We start from the raw sequence: 17483 nt of genomic DNA, 5'->3' as shown, positions 1-17483 counted from the left end.
GGCCAGGTCCGCCACGCTCGCGTCCATCACGGCGGATTCTGCGCAACGCATGCCACATCAACCATCGGCCTACTCCTAGAAATGAGCCATGTCGCCTGCCGGCAGCGCGGCAGCGACTCCGCCTCGCACAGGCCTTTTAGGCCCAGTCTTATGGAGTAGCTAATGGCCAATTGCTCAAATGCCAGCAGGTCAACCAATGAGCAACTTCAAGATGGCAAACCCCGTCATCGCCACCGCGCCCGCTTCCCGGACCCGAGTGGTCATACTCAGCAACGATAACCACTACGCACTGCGCATGATTGCCCGTCTGGGTGACAGCGAGCTGTTCCACATCGAGCATCTCGACTCGCTGAACAGCCTGATGACTCGCCTGCGCAAGCAGACGGTGGACATCATCATGGCCGAGATCCATGCCAACCAGGTCGACAGCCTCATGCTCCCATGCTGGGTCAGTGAGATGAATACGTCCGGTCGCCTGTGCAGCATTCCGCACATCGTCTGGACCGCACAGAGCGTCCCGTGCCCCCTTACAACCGAGCCGGACACGGGTAACGAGCACGGCTGGCAAGAGTCGCTAAATGGTATATCCACCACCGCACTGGCGTCCCATGCCCGCCTTGCCGAAGCCGCAGGCGTTCACGTCGAGATCGTCGGCGAGAGTGATCCCATCCAACTGCCGCAGGTACTCGAGAAGCTCGCAGGCACTGGACATCCCCGACCGCAAAGCGCCCAGCCGGAAAAGCTGGAAAACCTGATCGGCGAGGATGATGTTGTCACTGTACTGGCCACGGGCGAGGGACTACGGGTGGTTTTGCAGCCCCAATACGACCTGACCAGCCGGCGAGTGGTCGGCGCCGAAGCATTGGTCCGCTGGCGGCATCCGCGATACGGTGAGGTGCCGCCATCCATTCTGATTCCATTGGTCAATCAGTTGGGACTCGACCTGTTACTGTTCAGCTATATCGAAAAGTCAGTGATCGAAATCCTGGGCACCCTTGATCGTCATGGGCTGGATATCCCCATCGCAATCAATGCATCGGCCCGCACACTCTGCGCTGCGGGGCTGGCCACGCGGCTGGCGGACAAGATGCTCAAGGCAGGACTGCCCCCCCGGCGCCTGAAAATCGAACTGACCGAAGAGATGGCAGCGGACAACGAACTGGCACTGTCAGCCTCGATCACAGCCTTGCGTGCGAAAGGTTTCAAGGTCTCGCTAGATGATTTTGGGGCCGGCGCCGCGACCCTTGCGCTGTTGGCTCGCATACCTTTTGACGAAATGAAAATCGACGGATCGCTGGTCCGGGCCGTGGGGCAGTCTTCACAGTCAAGCGAGATCATTTCCGGCATCGTCGGCCTGGCGCGATTGTTCAACCTGAACCTGGTCACCGAGGGCATAGAAGACGCCGCTAGCATCGAGTTACTCAGCCGTTTGGGTTGCCGAACCGGACAAGGGTTCGCCCTGGCACGCCCTCTGGAGCGAGACGCGTTCGTCGATATGCTTCTGCCATAGTGGCAGCACCTGTACAGGCCGTCATATCCCGCGTGTGCAGGAGGACCCTGTGTTCATTTATCTGCTTGCCCAGGCACTGGTATCGGCCATGTTCATGGTCTTTAATCCTACAGTCGCTTGACCTTTATCGAGTGTTCATTGGCATCTATGAAACCCCTACGTGTGGCACTGCTTGACGATCACGCCGTCGTTCGGCACGGCCTTGTCAGTCACCTTGGCGAGGAGCCCGGCATTGAAATTGTCGGAGTCTATGAAAACAGCCGCGAACTGCTGCGAGGCATGGCTGCCACCTCGGCGCAGGTATTGTTGCTGGATTTTGCTTTGGGACGCGACGAGCTCGATGGTGTTTCGCTGATACGCGCCCTACGTGCGCGCTTCCCTGATTGCCGGATCCTGGTGCTGTCAACCCACCACGAATCAGCCACCGTTTCACTTGCATTGCGAGTGGGTGCCCGTGGCTTCGTCGGAAAAGGCGAAGACCTCTCGGGCCTGGTCAAGGCCATTCGCACCGTCGCCTCAGGTGCAATCTACCTCAGCGCAGATATGTCCTACCAGGTGGCGGACGCCATCCGTCCGGTTGACACGGCCCAGCAACCGATCAGCGACAATGCGCTCGGTCGCGCCGGATTGTCGGCACGCGAGCAGGAGGTGATCCGCTGTTACCTGGAGGGCATGACGGTGACCGAGATAGCTGACAAGTTCAATCGCAGTATCAAGACCATCAGCGCCCAGAAAGCGACTGCCTTCCGCAAGCTGGGTGTCACCTCCAACAACGGCCTGTTCAAAATCATGAAGACCCTGGACTGACGATGCACGTCCGTTGCCATCTGCGCACCTGGCTTCTTCTTGCCCTGTTATGCACCCCCAACGCCTGGGCCCTGGAGAACGATCCACCGGTGCCGTTCGCGCTCACCGCCGAGCAAGGCGCCTGGATCGCAAAGCATCCGGTATTGCGCGTTGCCGTGGTCGAAGACCTGATGCCCATCGAATACATGGAAAACGGCCACCTCCGAGGTCTTTCCGCAGAATACTTGCAATTGATCGCAAGCAGGACAGGCATGCGCCTGGAATACATCCCGGCCCATTCGGTACAGGAGCGCGCCGAAATGCTGGCGACCGGCAAGGCCGACCTGATCTCAGCCGTGCGCCTCAATGGTCCCAGTGGCCAGGATCCGCGCTTGCGTCATACCAGTTTCTACCTGAACACCACTGCAGTAGTGGTCATTCGCGCCACTCATCCGCCCATTATCGGTCTCGACCAACTCAATGAACTGACCGTGACCGTGCCCTTCTCCGATCGCTACCGCGAGGTTCTCGATATCAAGGCACCGAAAGCCCGCACCATCATCGGAGGCAGCGCGCTGAACATGCTGCAGCAGGTGGCTGATGGCACCGCAGACGCCGCGATAGCTACAGAGGCCTACCTCGTGCCCTTCCTGTACCGGCAGTTTCAGGGCCAGCTACAGATTGGTGGCGTCGTGGCCGATATGGGCTCGAAGCTCGCCATGAGCACGCGTGCCGATGACACAATGTTATTCGGGATCATCCAGCAGGTACTGGACTCGTTGAGCCTAGAGGAAACCCGAGAGCTGCACGCAAGTTGGATCGAAGGGCACGCAACGCCAGAGATGGGGCTACATGAGCTCACTGACCACTACCCCCATGAAGTCGCCCTGACTGTACTGGTGGTGCTGATGTTGGCGGGCCTGGCGTATCAAGCCCATCGCCAGCGCCAGCGGGCGGTGAGTAACGAACGGGAAAAGGCCATGTTCCTGGCGGTGATGAGCCACGAAATTCGCTCACCGATTAACGCGGTCCTGGCTTCTGTGGAGCTGTTGCACAACACGCCGCTGGACCGCACGCAGCAGCACTTCGTGCAACTGGCCAGTAACGGGGCGCAGTCACTGCTGACGTTGCTTGACGATGTGCTCGACATCTCAAGGCTTGAGGCTGGCCAGGTGAAACTCGAGCCGGTGCCCGTGAACCTCGCCAACCTGATCAGAAACGTAGTCGATCTGCACAGCTTGCGTGCCCGTGAACGGCATCTGTCGATCAGCGTTGTGGGGCCTGTTGATCCGCCCCTGCTGATGCTGGATGACACCCGCCTGGCGCAGGTGCTGCACAATTTGCTGTCCAACGCGATCAAATTCACCGAACAGGGCGGTATCGAGGTGGCCTACCTGATCGCCGACACGGACACCCCTTCACTCAAGCACATCCGTTTGACGGTAACGGATACCGGCATTGGTATCAGCGCCGAGGCTCAGCAGCGGCTGTTCCAGCCATACAGCCAGGCGGCGCGTACACATCGGCGCTCCGGCGGTACTGGCCTGGGGCTCGCTATCTGTCGTGACTTGCTGCAGTTGATGAGCGGTGGCATCACCCTCGACAGTACGCCGGGCCAAGGCACGCGCATGGAGTTGTCGCTGCCAGCCGAGCTGGCCTCGGCCGGCGCACTGGAAAATCACCTGAAAACCTTGCCTCCTCGTGCGCCGGCGGCAACCACACAGAACCTGCGCATATTGGTGGTGGAAGACACCGTGGCCAACCAGGCGGTACTAAAGGCCCAGATCGAGGGTTTCGGCTGTACGGCGGTGATTGCCAAGGATGGCGCTCAAGCCATGGATTGTTTCGAACAAGGCACCTACGACCTGATCCTGATGGACTGCGACCTGCCCGACCAGGACGGCTATTCGCTGACCCAGATGTTCCGCATGATAGAGCACGACGCTGCCCAGGCACGCTGCCCGATCATCGCGATTTCCGCGTCTACCGGCAGCGAACATGTCAGCCGCTGCTTCGATGCCGGGATGGACGGCATCCTGGGTAAGCCGATCAGCGTGGGTAAACTGCAGGACGCCATAGAGTTGTGGTGTGGCGTGCAACTGACGCTGATCCCACACCCCTTCTCCGAAGCCGACAGGATGAGCGACGTGCGCATCCGCGAAGCCTTCGAACAAGACCTGCTCGCCCTGCTCGAAGCCATTGCCCTCTGCCAGCTGGAGCCTGCCCTGCATGCCGCGCATCGGCTGCATGGCGCGGCGCTGAGTATCGAGTGGCCCGCCGTGGCGTGCGAGGCCGCTGAACTGGAAGCCCTGCTCAAGGCCGCCAGGCCCTGGCACGACCCCGCTTACCGCGCAACATTGCGCGCCCTGGTCCTAGCGCTGCGCAGCACCAACAACCCCAAGCAATCGCCTGCGGCGGCGCAAAGTCCTGCAACTGAAATTCGGACCAGTCCTATTGGTTCACCGGGCGCGCAAGGCTAAAACCGTCTCAGGCCACCAGGCCGCTCTCTGTCATGCGCAACCAAAGGCGACCCATGAGTTCCATTCACTGCATCCAGCACCTGCAACTGCGCCTGATTGAGTCGGCGTCGGTCAACGAAAGCTGTGCCACCGATTTGCTGTTAATCCTGCGCAAACTCACCAGCGCGGAGGCCAACAGCGTCAACGTTATCAGTTTGTTGCACAGCGAGGCCGATGCGCTGAGGAGCCTGTCGATAGGCATCACCCAGCGCTACGCCCACCGTGCTGAGCTACTGACTGTGAACCACCAATGAGTTCAATCGACAGTCTTTACTTGGCTCACTTGCTACAAGATCGGATATCGCGGACCGCCTTCATCATCGAAAGCTGTATCGTCGACCTCCATGAGTACTAGGCCGGCGTACCCGAGGAATACGCCGAGACCATCCTTTATGTGATCGACTTGTTGCAGGAGGAAGTGCAGCGGCTCAACGAATTTTCAAAATTGCTGGTACGCAGCAGATGCCTATTCTTTGAGTATTGAGACGTATCGATTCGACTTTTGCGCGCTCGATGGGCATCTGTCTGCTGGCGGTATCTAGTAGGGTCTGACCGGGGCGCTGATGTAGCAGAAAACGCAGCGACCTGTGCAGTTCTAGATAACTGACAAGCACGATCTGCTCTCGCGACCTGAATACATCGGGCCCAGCTACGCAACGAGGACTACCTTTGTGCATACATCAGAGCATCTATCTACTCGTCAATACGCTCGTATCGTCAAAGGCTGAGTGAAAGCCGTAGGCCTTGATCCGGCGATGTATGCCACACATCCGTTGCACGTGTGAACGTTAACCGCAGTATCTGGCAGTTTTCATCATATTTTCTTGCTCAGTAAACCTGGAAGATACGCATAAGCCTCTCAAGCTTTACGTGTACGTCGTGCACAGCAGTTTCTTTATTGGGCAGAATAAGCACCGATACTGCGTTTATGGCGTAACGAACCTCCATATGAATTAGACGGGGCAGGACGTCCAATCGCCCGGCTACGATGACCCATGAGGCAAGCTGTGCTTGGGGTTGCCTTTCTTGCTGTCTGATTTACCAGCATTCAGGCTCACCCCAGCAACCGAACGATTACCAGTGGTAACCCAATCCTAGATTTATTCCGAAGTCACCACGCGCAGTACCCGCCCCGACAGCGCTATAAGTCCATTGGCCGCTCGCCGACCGGGCGTTCAGCCCGACTGCCAGGGCCGGTTGCCCTTCATAGACCGCGGTGGCCATGGCCAGCATCGACTTGCCCGCCGACGATGCTGCTGGCAATGCGGCCATGGCCATCGCCGAAGCCACACCCGCATAGACATCCTGACGCAAGTACCCCAATTGGCGGTCGGTATAGGCGTTGGCCTGATGGAGCGTGCGGTTGGCGGCCTGGCTGGAAAGCCGCGTGGTTTGCCTCAGGTTGACCGCATCGGTACGATGGGCCGCGTCGGCCACATGGGTCACCTGACGCTCAGCGCCCCTTGAACCCACCGCCACGCTATTGGCTCGATCCGCCTGGGAGCCCGTTCCCAGGGCAACGCTGTTATCCCCATTGGCCTTCGCTTCGCTACCCTGGGCGCTGCTACGCGTGCCCTGGGCGACCGCACCGGCACCGGTGGCAACGCCGTGCTCGCCCGTCGCCCGGGCATTACTGCCCAGCGCCACGGCCCGGCTACCCGGCGCGACGCTGGCCTTGTCGCTGCCATCGCCCTGGCTGTCCACCGCCATGACGGCAGCCTGCCGGCCAAGCTGCCGAACCTGCTGGTTCGTCGCATCGAGCTGGCGCCCGGTGACCGCATCGGTACTGTCCGTACCAAGCGCACCGTCCTGCACCCCACCCAAGGTGCGCGGCCCCTGGTTCCCGGCAATATCGACGCGGGTTCCGTCAGTCCCCTTGGCAATCTGGATATCGCGGCTGGCCGGGGCCTGCCGGACCAGCCCCACTTCTCCGGCCGCCACCTGCGCACGCACGTCGCTAGCGTCGGCGCTGGACTTGTCCGCCTTGTCGTTGGCCGCTACCAGCGAATCGTCCAACGCCGTGATGGCCTGCCCCACGTTACTAGCGGCGACCGGCGACGGCGCGCCATCCGCGCCCACGCCCGTCACATTGAAGGTGGGCACGTTGAGTGTGTCGTCGGGATTGACCGCTGCTCCGTCACCCAAGGCGTAGGCCAATGCCTGGTTTCCATCACGTGCAGCGTCCCGGATACGTCCGAGCACCGTTTCCCCGTCTTCCAGCCCTTGCAACTGGCCGGCAGAGCGCTCGGCAAGCTGGCTGGCCTGTCCGGCCGTGGCCTGCGCCAGGTCAGCGGTCTGGCGGGCATCGGCGGCGGATGCCTGTGCCTGGTCAGCGGTACGCTGGGCCCCCTCGGCGGTGCCATGCCCGTCATCGGCCATCGCCATGGCGCCAGCGGCTGTAACCCGGGCTTGCTCGGCGACTTCTCGAGCATGTTCGGCGGTGCCCTGCGCCTCTGTGGCCACGCCTTCAACGGCGTCGAGCTGGCTCATGTTCACTGCATCGGTTGCGGCCAGACCCTCGGCGAGGTGAGTGATACGAGCAGGGGTAGCCCGCTGGTCATCACGACCGGCACTGTAGGTAGCGCTGGCTTCGTCCCACAGCAGACTGCCATCACGCAGCCTGTCAGCGTGCTGGGCCAATGCGCCAAGCGCCTCGCCTTGACCTTGTAAGGCACCGCTGAGCGTCGCAACGTTGCCGTCCAGGGCGCCGAGGGCAGCGCCGATGTCGTCATGCGTCTGCGTCGACGGCTGGACGCTACCATCCTCGGCGACCTGGCCAATGGCATAGGACGGCGCGGTCGGTTGGCCGTCGGCTCCTACCGTCGAACCGCCCCCCAGCACCTGCGCCAGAAACTCGCTGGCCGAATCCGCCGCCCCCTTGATCGCACCGTTGATGCGTTCGACCACGGTTTCGCCGGCGCCAATGCCCTGCAGTTGGCCGGCCGCCGTGTCGGCAGTGGCCTTGGCAGCGTTGGCAGTCCCCTGGGCGGCCTCGGCAGCCTGCTGAGCAGTCGAGGCCGACCGCAGTGCGGTGTCGGCGGCGCCCTGCGCAACCGCCGCACGTTCATTGACCGTGGAGGCCGTGCCCCGTGCAGTGTCCGCTGTACCTTGCGCGGCTTCGGCAGAGCGCCGCGCGTCACCGGCGGCGTTCAGTGCGCTGTCAGCCGTTGCCTGGGCACGTCCCGCCGCCTGCCGGGCGCCGGTTGCGGCACTCAGGGCGCCGTCGGCACTCGCCTGCCCGGCATCGGCCGATTGCTGGGCATTCGCCGCCAAGCCCAGGGCGCTATCCGCCGTGCGCTGTGCCCCCTCGGCGGTTTGTTGTGCCGTGGCGGCCGAGGCCGAGGCGTTGTCAGCGGTTCGTTGAGCATCACCCGCCGCCTGCTGCGCAGTGGAAGCTGCCGTCAGTGCACGATCAGCCGTGCCCTGGGCCGCGTCGGCGGAACCTTGTGCGGTGTCGGCTGCGCTGAGCGCCTGATCGGCGGAGCCCTGGGCCACGGTGGCGGCCTGCTGCGCGGCAGTGGCCGAGGTCATTGCGGTATTCGCGGCCCCCTGTGCGCCCGTCACCGCTTGCTGAGCTGTTGCGGCCGCGACCTGGGCGTTATCCGCCTGGCCTTGTGCGGCGTTCGCGGCCTGTTGAACCGACGAGGCCGACGCCAGGGCCCTATCGGCCGTCTGCTGGGCAGCCGTCGCGGTCTGCTGGGCCGTCGATGCCGAGGCCTGAGCCGCATCGGCGGTGCCTTGTGCAGAGGCGGCATGCTGCTGGGCGATGAATGCCGCGCTGACGGCTGCATCGGCCGTTTCCTGGGCGGTTTCTGCGGCGCCCTGGGCCGTTGCGGCGGTAGACAACGCACCCTCACCGGTGGCCTGGGCTGCCTCTGCGGCCTGCTGCGTCGCAGCAGCCGATGTCTGGGCCGCCCGGGCAGTGTGCTCGGCGGCGTCGGCGGTCTGCCGCGCCGCCTCTGCAGCGGTGGCGGCGGAGCCGGCCGTACCTTGTGCGGCATCGGCCGCATGCTGGGCACGGGCGGCGGCACTCAGGGCCGTGTCAGCGGTGCCCTGTGCGCCTTCGGCGGTCCGCTGCGCAGTGGCTGCGGAATCTTGTGCTCGGTTGGCCGTGCCTTGGGCGGCCTCGGCGGCCACTTGGGCATTGAGCCCGGCCTGCCTGGCCGTGTCGGCAGTGCGTTGGGCCCCGTCCGCCGTGCCCTGTGCAGCTGTTGCGGTGTCCTGCGCCATAGCAGTGGTGCGTTGGGCGCCATCGGCCGTTGCCTGGGCCTGGGTGGCTGCGGTCTTCGCTGCCTCGGCCTGTTGCCCGGCGGTATCCACCGCGCCGCGCGCTTCGCTCACGGCGTTCGTGGCCGCTTCGGCGTGAGCCTGGGCAGCCGCGGCATCTCTCTTGGCTTCATGGCTGCGCTCGTCAGCCTGGCTGGCAGTGGCCAGCGCGCTGCCGGCAGCGTCCCGGGCGTTGCGGGCAGCATCTGCAGCCGCGCCCACCGTGCCTTGCGCCACCTCTACGGCCTCCTGGGCCTTGACCACCGTACCTGCTGCGGCAGCGGCGGTGTCACGCGCGGTGTTGGCAGCTTGGCCAGCTTCACCGGCGTCACGTTCGGCCTGGGCGGCTGTCGTTCGTGCCCGGCTTGCCACTGCCTCGGCATCGGTTGCCGTGCGGTGCACGCCGTCGGCCAGCGTCTTGGCCGCGTCCGCGGCACGCTTGGCGGTGAGTGCCGATGCCTCAACGGTATCCAGTTGTCCCTTGTTCACCGCGTCGGTGTCGGCCTCGCCCGCAGCCAGATCGACAATACGGTTCTGTGCAGTGTCGCCACGGGCGGCGCTGTAGGACTGCGTTTCCGGGTTCCAGCGCAGCCGGTTGTCGGGGGCCCACTGATCGACTTCGATTGCCGTCTCGAAGGCACGGTCGAAAACCGCCCCCAGGTTCTGGTCGGTGCTCTTGTACGAACGGTCGAGGGCCTTGAGCGCGCCCAACAGGCTGCTCGGCTGATTTTCGCCTGGTGCCAGGCTGGTCAGCGCCAGCGGCGGCACCACCAGCTTGCCATCCTGGGCCCCCATGCCCGTGCCCAGTGCATCGGCCACGGAGCGGCTGGCCACCAGCTCGCGCTCGCCCAGCCGGCGAATGGCGTCGTAGCCGACGAACAACTGGGCGCCATTGACGGCGTCGGTACTGGTCGGGTTGACGCTTCCGGGCGCCACGTAGATCAGTTGGCGCCAGCGGGGCACATCTCCCAGGGCGACCGTGCTGATGGCATGGGTCCGGTCAACGCTGTAGGTCTGGCCATTGAGCGTGACGGGCGCCACCTCACGAAGCGCGCCGACCAATCCCACCGAAAAGCTGCCCAGAGCAACGCCATCGCTGTCCCGGGCGCGGGAGGTGTAGCCCACCGACAGGCTGTTGGTACCACTGGCGATAGCCGAACGCCCCAGTGCCACGGCGGCGCTCCCCGATGGCTGGGCAAAACGGCCGCCTGCAAAGGAAGAATCGCCGCGGGCAACGGCGAGAGAACCCGCAATGGTGGCGGCTTCGCCAGCGGCATTCGCGGCCGAGCCGAACACGGTAGTATGGGCATTGTTACCAAAGCTGCGGTTGCCGAAGACTACCGCGTAAGGGCTATTTACGTCACGGCTGTTTACTTCTGATTCCTGCCCAAACGCAATACTATGGAGCATCGAGCTCAGAGCGCCGCGGCCAATCGCCATACCGCCGCCGCTGGCCGAAAAGTCGATGGCTCGCCCCTCTGGTGTTTTCCCTACCTGCCCGATGGCCAGGTTGCCGGCCGCATCCCCCAGCATCAGCCGGCCGCTGTTGACATACAGCTCACCGCCCAGGGACATCGAGGTCGCGCCAACGCCGGCATCCGGACGGTAGATCAGTACGCTGCCGGTCTGCCCGCTCTTGCTGCTGGCATTGCAGTTACCGGACCGATCCTTGAACGTGAAGGTGCCGCTGCGCAGCTCACTTTCGCTGAGACGCCAGATTCCTTCCTGGGGATCATTGAAACTCGTGCATTCCCCGTCGGGGTTCGCATTGATATGCACGCCATTGCCCGCCTCGGCCGCGGCCATGCCCAGCAGCGCCGAGATACCGCTCAGGGTCAACAGCCCGAGCGCCTGCCAGTCCCGTGGCACACTGCTGATGTCGTTGCGGTGAAGCGCACGGATGATGGCGCGAATCGGGTTGAGTGGAACAGCACGCAGACAAACAGCCTGCAAAACGAGGCGTGACATGACTTTCACAATAACGAACCCTGTGGCAGTAACTGGTGCGCACAAGCGCTACGGCAACCCGGCGGCTTGGGCAATTTCCATACGGCTGACCCGACTGCCCGCGCGAATGGCGGGCAGCGATTTCGAGAGCGGATTGTGACGAGCGTCATGTTTTGACGACATCGGACTACTCCTAAACCGGAGCAACGATCCTGATTCGTCATGCGGTGAACAAGGCGTACCGCCAGGCATCTTTTTGTGGCGGAGCAGGCGGCGTGAGGCAGGCGTTACCAGGCCGCCTCGCCTTAGGTAGGCCTGGTCTTAGTGTCGCGGCGTCTTAGCAACGAGAAGGGAACAGGCGAGCACGGGGCTCGCCTGGCCCGTCAGGGCTTTACCATTCGTATCCCACACCGACCGCCAGGCCGACGTTGCCCTTGGCGCTGCCAGAACCGTTGGCCTTGTAGGCCCAGGTGCCGTCTTCGCTGCGGCCAGAGAGGCCGACCGCCAGGGCCGATTGCCCTTCGTAGACGGAGGTGCCCATCGCCACCATCGAACGGCCCGGCGACGAGGTGGCCGGCAGGGCGGCCATGGCCATGGCCGAGGCGATACCGGCGTAGGCATCCTGGCGCAGGGCGCTGATCTGCCGATCAGTATGGGCATTGGCCTGCCGCAGCGTCTGATCGGAGGCCCGATTGGCGATTTGCGTGGCCTGCTCCAGATTGACCGCATCGGTGGCCTCAGTAGCAGCCCCTAAGTGGGTGATCTGCCGCTCCGCGCCCGCCGAGCCCACCGACACGGTATTGACCCGATCTGCCTGGGAGCCCGCACCCAGGGCCACGCTATTGTCCGCGCTGGCCCGGGCATCGGCACCCAGTGCGGTAGTGCGCGCGCCCTTGGCTGCGGCCCCCGCGCCGCTGGCCACGCTGCGCTCGCCCGTGGCACTGGCATTGGCACCCAAGGCCACGGCCCGGCTCCCCGGTGTGACGCTGGCCTTATCGCTTCCATCGCCCTGGGCGTCCACCGCCATGACCGATGCCTGCTGGCTGAGCTGCCGGACCTGCTGGTTCGTCGCGTCGAGCTGGCGACCGGTGACCGCCTCGCTACTGCCCGCGCCGAGCGCACCGTCCTGCAATCCGCTCAAGGTACGAGGCCCCTGGCTACCAACGATATCGACGCGGGTGCCGTCGGCGTCTCGGGCGATCTGGATGTTGCGGCTGGCGGGATCCTGTCGAACCAGCCCCACTTCACCCGCCTCCAATTGCTCGCGCAGGTTGCCGACGTCGGCGCTGGCTCGCTCGGCCTTGCCATTGACGGTCACCAGCGAGTCGTCCAGCGCCTTGACCGCTTCGCCCACACTGCCGGCCTGTTTCTGAGCGGGGGCGGTCCCGTTCTGGCCAAGATCCGTCACGGTGTAACCCGGTGCATTGAGCGTGCCGTCCGGGTTCACACTGGCGCCGCCACCCAGTGCATCGGCCAGGGCCTGGTTGGCGGCGCGGGCGGCTTCCTGCAGGCGACTGATGACCGTCTCGCCCTCATCCAGCCCTTGCAGCTTCTCGGCAGCGCGATTGGCCAGCTCACCCACCTGGTCGGCGGTGGCTTTCGCGGTGTCGGCAGCCTGACGCGCGTGGGTGGCACTGGTTTGTGCCAGATCGGCGGTACGCTGAGCCCCATCAGCGCTGCGCTGTGCCTGAGTAGCAGCACTCACGGCGGCATCGGCCGTGCCCTGCGCCTGTTCAGCAGCGCCCTGCGCGGCGCCGGCGGCATCCCGGGCTACGGTCGCCACGCCCTCGACAGTGTCGAGTTGGCTCTTGTTCACCGCATCGGTCGCCGCCGTACCCGCGGCCAGGCTGGTGATACGGGCCGGGGCAGAACGCTGCTCGCCACGACCGGCGCTGTAGGTGCCGCTGGCTTCGTCCCACAACAGGCTGTCGTCACGCAGGCCCTGTACATCCTGCCCCAGGCGCTCGAGAGCCTGCCCCTGGGCCTGTAGAGCCCCGCCAACCTTGGCGACATTGCCATCCAGCGCACCCAGGGCATCGCCGACATTGCCGTGTACCTGGGTCGACGGCTGGACGCTGCCATCGTCTGCGATCTGGCCAATGGCGTAGGACGGTGCGGTCGGCTGGCCATCGGCCCCCACGGTCGAACCGCCTCCCAGGACCTGCGCCAGAAACTCGCTGGCAGAGTCTGTTGCGCCCTTGATCGCGCTGTTGATCCGCTCGACCACGGTTTCCCCGGCGTCCAGCCCCTGTAGCTGCCCGGCAGCGGTGTCGGCGGTGGCCTTGGCGGCATCCGCTGTGCCCTGGGCGGCATCGGCGCTGCCCTGGGCCGTATTGGCGGCAGTCAACGCGCGGTCAGCTGTGTCTTGTGCGGTGCCGACAGCTTGTGAGGCCTCGTTGGCCGAGCTCAACGCCGTATTGGCGGTGCCCTGCGCAGCATCTGCAGCCTGCTGCGCCGTGGAAGCTGCCGTCAATGCGGTATTGGCAGTGCCCTGGGCCCCGTCCGCAGCCTGCTGCGCATCGGTGGCGGTGGTCAGCGCAGTGTTGGCGGTGTCCTGGGCCGCCTGGGCAGCCTGGTGCGCATCGGATGCCGCATTCATGGCGGTAGTGGCTGTACCTTGGGCAGACTCCGCCGCCTGCTGGGCGTCAGCGGCTGAGGCCAAGGCGCTGGTGGCGGTGCCCTGGGCTGCTTCTGCGGCCTGCTGCGCACCGGATGCGGTGGACAGCGCGGTATTGGCGGTGCCCTGCGCGGCATCGGCGCTGTTCTGTGCGCGAGACGCCGAGGCCTGTGCACTGTCGGCCGTACCTTGCGCACGTTCTGCGGCCTCCTGGGCGCCGGACGCAGCGGTCAGGGCGCTGTCGGCCGTGTCTTGTGCGGTTGCCGCGGCTCGCTGCGCATCCGACGCCGAACCCAGCGCCTGGCTGGCAGTGCCCTGTGCGGCGTCAGCGGCTTCCTGGGCCGTGGCGACAGCTTCCAGGGCGGTATTGGCAGTGCCTTGGGCGGCCTCGGCGCTGTTTTGCGCCACGGACGCGGAGGCGAGAGCGGTGTCGGCTGTGCCTTGCGCACCCTCTGCCGCGTTCTGGGCATCGGCTGCCGAAGCCAGCGCGGTGTTGGCGGTACCCTGGGCGCCTTCGGCGGTCTGCTGGGCAGTGGACGCGGCAGCCTGTGCACGGTCGGCCGTGCCTTGGGCAGCCTCGGCACGTTGCTGGGCACCGACCGCCGACGCCTGGGCGGTATTGGCCGAACCCTGCGCGCTGTCCGCGGCCTGCTGGGCGCCAGCAGCGGCGCTCAGCGCATTGTCGGCCGTGCCCTGGGCGCTCTCGGCGCTTTGCTGCGCACCGATTGCCGCCGCCAGCGCCGAATCCGCCGTGCCTTGCGCGGTATCTGCGCTGCGCTGGGCCGTGGCGGCAGACTGCTGGGCCCGGTCGGCGCTGCCTTGCGCACCTTCTGCGGTTTGCTGGGCCGTGGTCGCCGTATTCAGCGCCGAGCCGGCAGCATCACGGGCCGTGTCGGCGGTCTGTTGCGCGGTGGTGGCCGCACCCAGTGCGGTATCGGCAGCCCCCTGGGCAGCCTCGGCGGTTCGTTGTGCAGCACCTGCGGAATCTAGGGCTGCGCTGGCAGTACCCTGGGCGGCCTGGGCAGCCTGTTGCGCCTCGGATGCACCCGTTTCTGCGGCACTGGCGGTGCTCTGCGCACCGTCGGCAGTCCTCTGGGCATCGGCCGCCGAGCTCAGGGCGGTACTGGCAATGCCCTGAGCATCCTGAGCGGCATTTTCTGCCTCGGCGGCGGTCCTCAGGGCCGTCGTGGCTGTGCCCTTGGCGGTTTCCGCGGCCCGTTGCGCCGTGGCAGCCGAAGCCGCGGCGCCTTCGGCAGTGCCCTGGGCCTGCTCGGCGACAGCCCGCGCGCTGGCGGCTGCCTGCTGCGCAGCACCAGCACTGCCCTCGGCCGCCGCTGCGGCTCGCTGGGCATTGTCGGCGCTGGCCTGGGCCGCGAGGGCCGTACCCTGGGCGGTTTCCGCCGCCTGCTGCGCAGCGGCAGCCGTCTGCTCCACCGCATCCAGCTGGCCTTTGTTCACCGCATCAGTAACGGCGACGCCAGCCTCGACATGGTTGATCCGATTCTGCGGCCGCTCGCCCTGGCTGGCAGTGAACGCCTGCTGCTCGGGATCCCAACCCAGGTAGCGTTCGAGGGCCGCCAGGCGGACTTTCTCCGCCGTGTCCCTGGCCAGTGCATCGACATCGTTCAAGGCATTCTGCGTCCTTTTATGGGCCTGATCCAACGCCTTGATCGCCCCGACCACGGACGTTGGCTGGGCCACACCCTGGCCGAGGCTGGTCAGTGCCATGGGGGCCAGGGTCACCTTGCCGTCCTTGAACTGGGTGCCCTCCCCCAGCGCATCGGCCACCGACTGGCTGGCGGCCAGTTCACGGTCGCCAAGCTTCTGGATGGCATCGTAGGCCACGAACAACTGAGCGCCATTGACCCCGTCGGTGCTGCTCGCCGTGATCGAGCCAGGCGCCATGTAGATCACCTGCCGCGTCTGGTTGGCGTTACCGATACTGACCACGCCCATGACGGACGCGCTGTTGGGGGAATAGGTGGTGCCATTGAGCGTGACCGGGCTCACAGTTCGCAGCCCGTCGGTCACCGCACCACTGCCCAGGGCCACGCCATACTGGTGCCTCACGCTGGCGTTCGCCCCCAGGGCTACGCCTTCGTTGCCATTGACGCCTGCCGCCGTGCTCGCACCACGGCCCAGGGCCACGGAGTTGTCCCCTTGTGCGTTGGCATCGCGCGCCCCCGCGAACGAACCACCGCCACTGGCGGAGGCACCGGTACCCACTGCGGTCGCTCGATCCCCGGAGGCCGAGGCGGACGCGCCGAGGGCCGTGGCCATATCACCGGAGGCATTGGCCTGATAGCCGAACGCATGGCTGGTTGAACCCGAGTTTTTCGCTTCGTAACCCACCGCCATGCCGAAGGCGCCAGACGCCTGGGCGCCGTGGCCGATAGCGGCGGCATCGAAGACCGCCTGGGTGCGCTCGTTACCGATCGCCATGCTACCGCTCGCCTGTCCAAGCGTCAGGCGGCCACCATTGACGAAGAGTTCACCGCCCAGGGTCAGCGAAGTCGCCCCGGTGCCGGATACGCCTGCCGGGCGATAGAACAGCACGGAGTCGGTCTGGGTGCCCTTGCGCGCAGAATTGCACTTGCCCGTGTTGCCATCCCTGAAGGTGATATTCGCCTCCAAGGTGGCCGGGGTTTCGGCCTGCGGGTCATTGAGGCTGACGCATTCGCCGTCGGCGTTGGCATTGACGTGGATGCCATTGCCAGCATAGGCGCTGCCGATGCCCAGCAGCGTGCTGATCCCGGTCAGGGTCAACAGCCCGAACATCGGCCAGACGCCGGACAGACGACCCGTACCGGCCGGGCTGCCATAACGGGAGCGAACGAAGTGACGAATCGGATTGAGGGGCGCGGAACGCAGGAAAGCGATCTGCAGGGCTGAACGCGACATGACTTTCACGATGACTCACCTGTAACACGTTTGCGTGGAGCGCCTGACTGCCATGGGGCACTGTCGACATCTGCCGACACGTTGCGCGTACACGTCTGTGGAGAAGCCCGCCGTTGCCGCGAGCCCAATTGAGTGACGGTGAATTCTGGGTAACACGTCGCGCTGGAGGTATCGGACTACTCCTAAATTCGAAGCCAATCCTTCCAAACGTTAGGTAGCGGTGAATTACCGCCCGTGCCTTTTAGTCCCAATCTTACGTTTTTCGGCCAGGGTATACCCAATACACGATCCATCGCTTGGAACCACGACGGCGGTAGATCCTGATTTCATTGGCTGGCCTTGGCGACAGGGCCAGACGGGAATCAATGTAGGTCGTAACGAATTGGCCCAGCAAATAGATGCTGGGCCAAAAGAGTGAGTTAAAGCAATGCAGTGGACAGCATACCAAGGGCCCCAAGAACGAAGCCAATGAGTGCTCCCCGCCCTGGTGCCTCATGGAACAAAGACCACACAACTATGGGCTCGAGAAGTAACAAAGAGGTGACTGATACCACGGTGACGATCCAGATATCACCGACTGCAACGTATCCAAGCCAGTATGCTGCCAGTAGGCAAATCCCTGCAAAACACATCAGTGCCAAGGGGACACTAATAGCCCCCCACGAAGCACTTCCTGTCTGCGCAAGTTTAGCGACTACCACCTCACTGTAGATTGCACAGAACTCACCGATCACCATCAATCCTAGAGCAGAAACTCCGAGTAGTTCTTTGGACATATCAAAAACTCCTTCGTATTCAGGGCAATATTTTTCCGCTCCCAGCTGGCAATGCCGCTGACCAGGAGCTCGTTGCAGGAATACGAAGCAGTCTTGAATAGACCTGAATTACCGAAATACTGTCCCATGCTCATGTCCTTCAAAGGAGGTGGGTCTCAGGG

Annotated in this window: 7 protein-coding genes and 1 pseudogene; 5 read left to right on the top strand and 3 right to left on the bottom strand. The window is 64.5% G+C overall.

The annotated features are described in order from the left end of the window. Positions 1–196: 196 nt before the first annotated feature. The 5 genes and pseudogenes from APH44_RS10770 to APH44_RS30670 form a co-directional block, all read left to right on the top strand. Entirely contained in the window at positions 197–1510 is a 1314-nt protein-coding gene (locus APH44_RS10770) for an EAL domain-containing protein (RefSeq protein ID WP_177339339.1), read from the top strand. A gap of 162 nt (positions 1511–1672) precedes the next feature. Further along, positions 1673–2317 (top strand): response regulator transcription factor, encoded by a 645-nt coding sequence (locus APH44_RS10765; protein WP_319016996.1) that lies wholly within the window; start codon positions 1673–1675, stop codon positions 2315–2317. A 2-nt stretch (positions 2318–2319) separates the two neighbouring features. Further along, entirely contained in the window at positions 2320–4776 is a 2457-nt protein-coding gene (locus APH44_RS10760) for an ATP-binding protein (RefSeq protein WP_054892680.1), read from the top strand. A gap of 53 nt (positions 4777–4829) precedes the next feature. Further along, positions 4830–5069: a hypothetical protein gene (locus APH44_RS10755; protein ID WP_054892679.1), complete on the top strand. Its 240-nt coding sequence runs from the start codon at positions 4830–4832 to the stop codon at positions 5067–5069. 315 nt (positions 5070–5384) lie between these two features. Continuing rightward, positions 5385–5540, top strand: a pseudogene (locus tag APH44_RS30670) (integrase); the annotation flags it as partial. A gap of 349 nt (positions 5541–5889) precedes the next feature. Here the strand turns inward: APH44_RS30670 and APH44_RS10750 are convergent. From APH44_RS10750 to APH44_RS10740, 3 genes are all read right to left on the bottom strand, one after another. Then, positions 5890–11049 carry a YadA-like family protein gene (locus tag APH44_RS10750; RefSeq protein ID WP_054892678.1) on the bottom strand — a complete coding sequence of 1720 codons (5160 nt, stop codon included), beginning with the start codon at positions 11047–11049 and terminating at the stop codon, positions 5890–5892. 370 nt (positions 11050–11419) lie between these two features. Next, the gene (locus APH44_RS10745) at positions 11420–16546 is read right to left on the bottom strand and encodes a YadA-like family protein (protein ID WP_054892677.1); all 5127 of its coding nucleotides are present in this window, start codon (positions 16544–16546) and stop codon (positions 11420–11422) included. 419 nt (positions 16547–16965) lie between these two features. Continuing rightward, positions 16966–17322: a hypothetical protein gene (locus tag APH44_RS10740; RefSeq protein WP_156343742.1), complete on the bottom strand. Its 357-nt coding sequence runs from the start codon at positions 17320–17322 to the stop codon at positions 16966–16968. Between the last annotated feature and the right edge of the window lie 161 nt (positions 17323–17483).

The organism is Pseudomonas sp. NBRC 111143 (assembly GCF_001320965.1).
Lineage (GTDB): Bacteria > Pseudomonadota > Gammaproteobacteria > Pseudomonadales > Pseudomonadaceae > Aquipseudomonas > Aquipseudomonas machongensis.
This window is presented reverse-complemented; position numbering and strand designations above follow the sequence as displayed.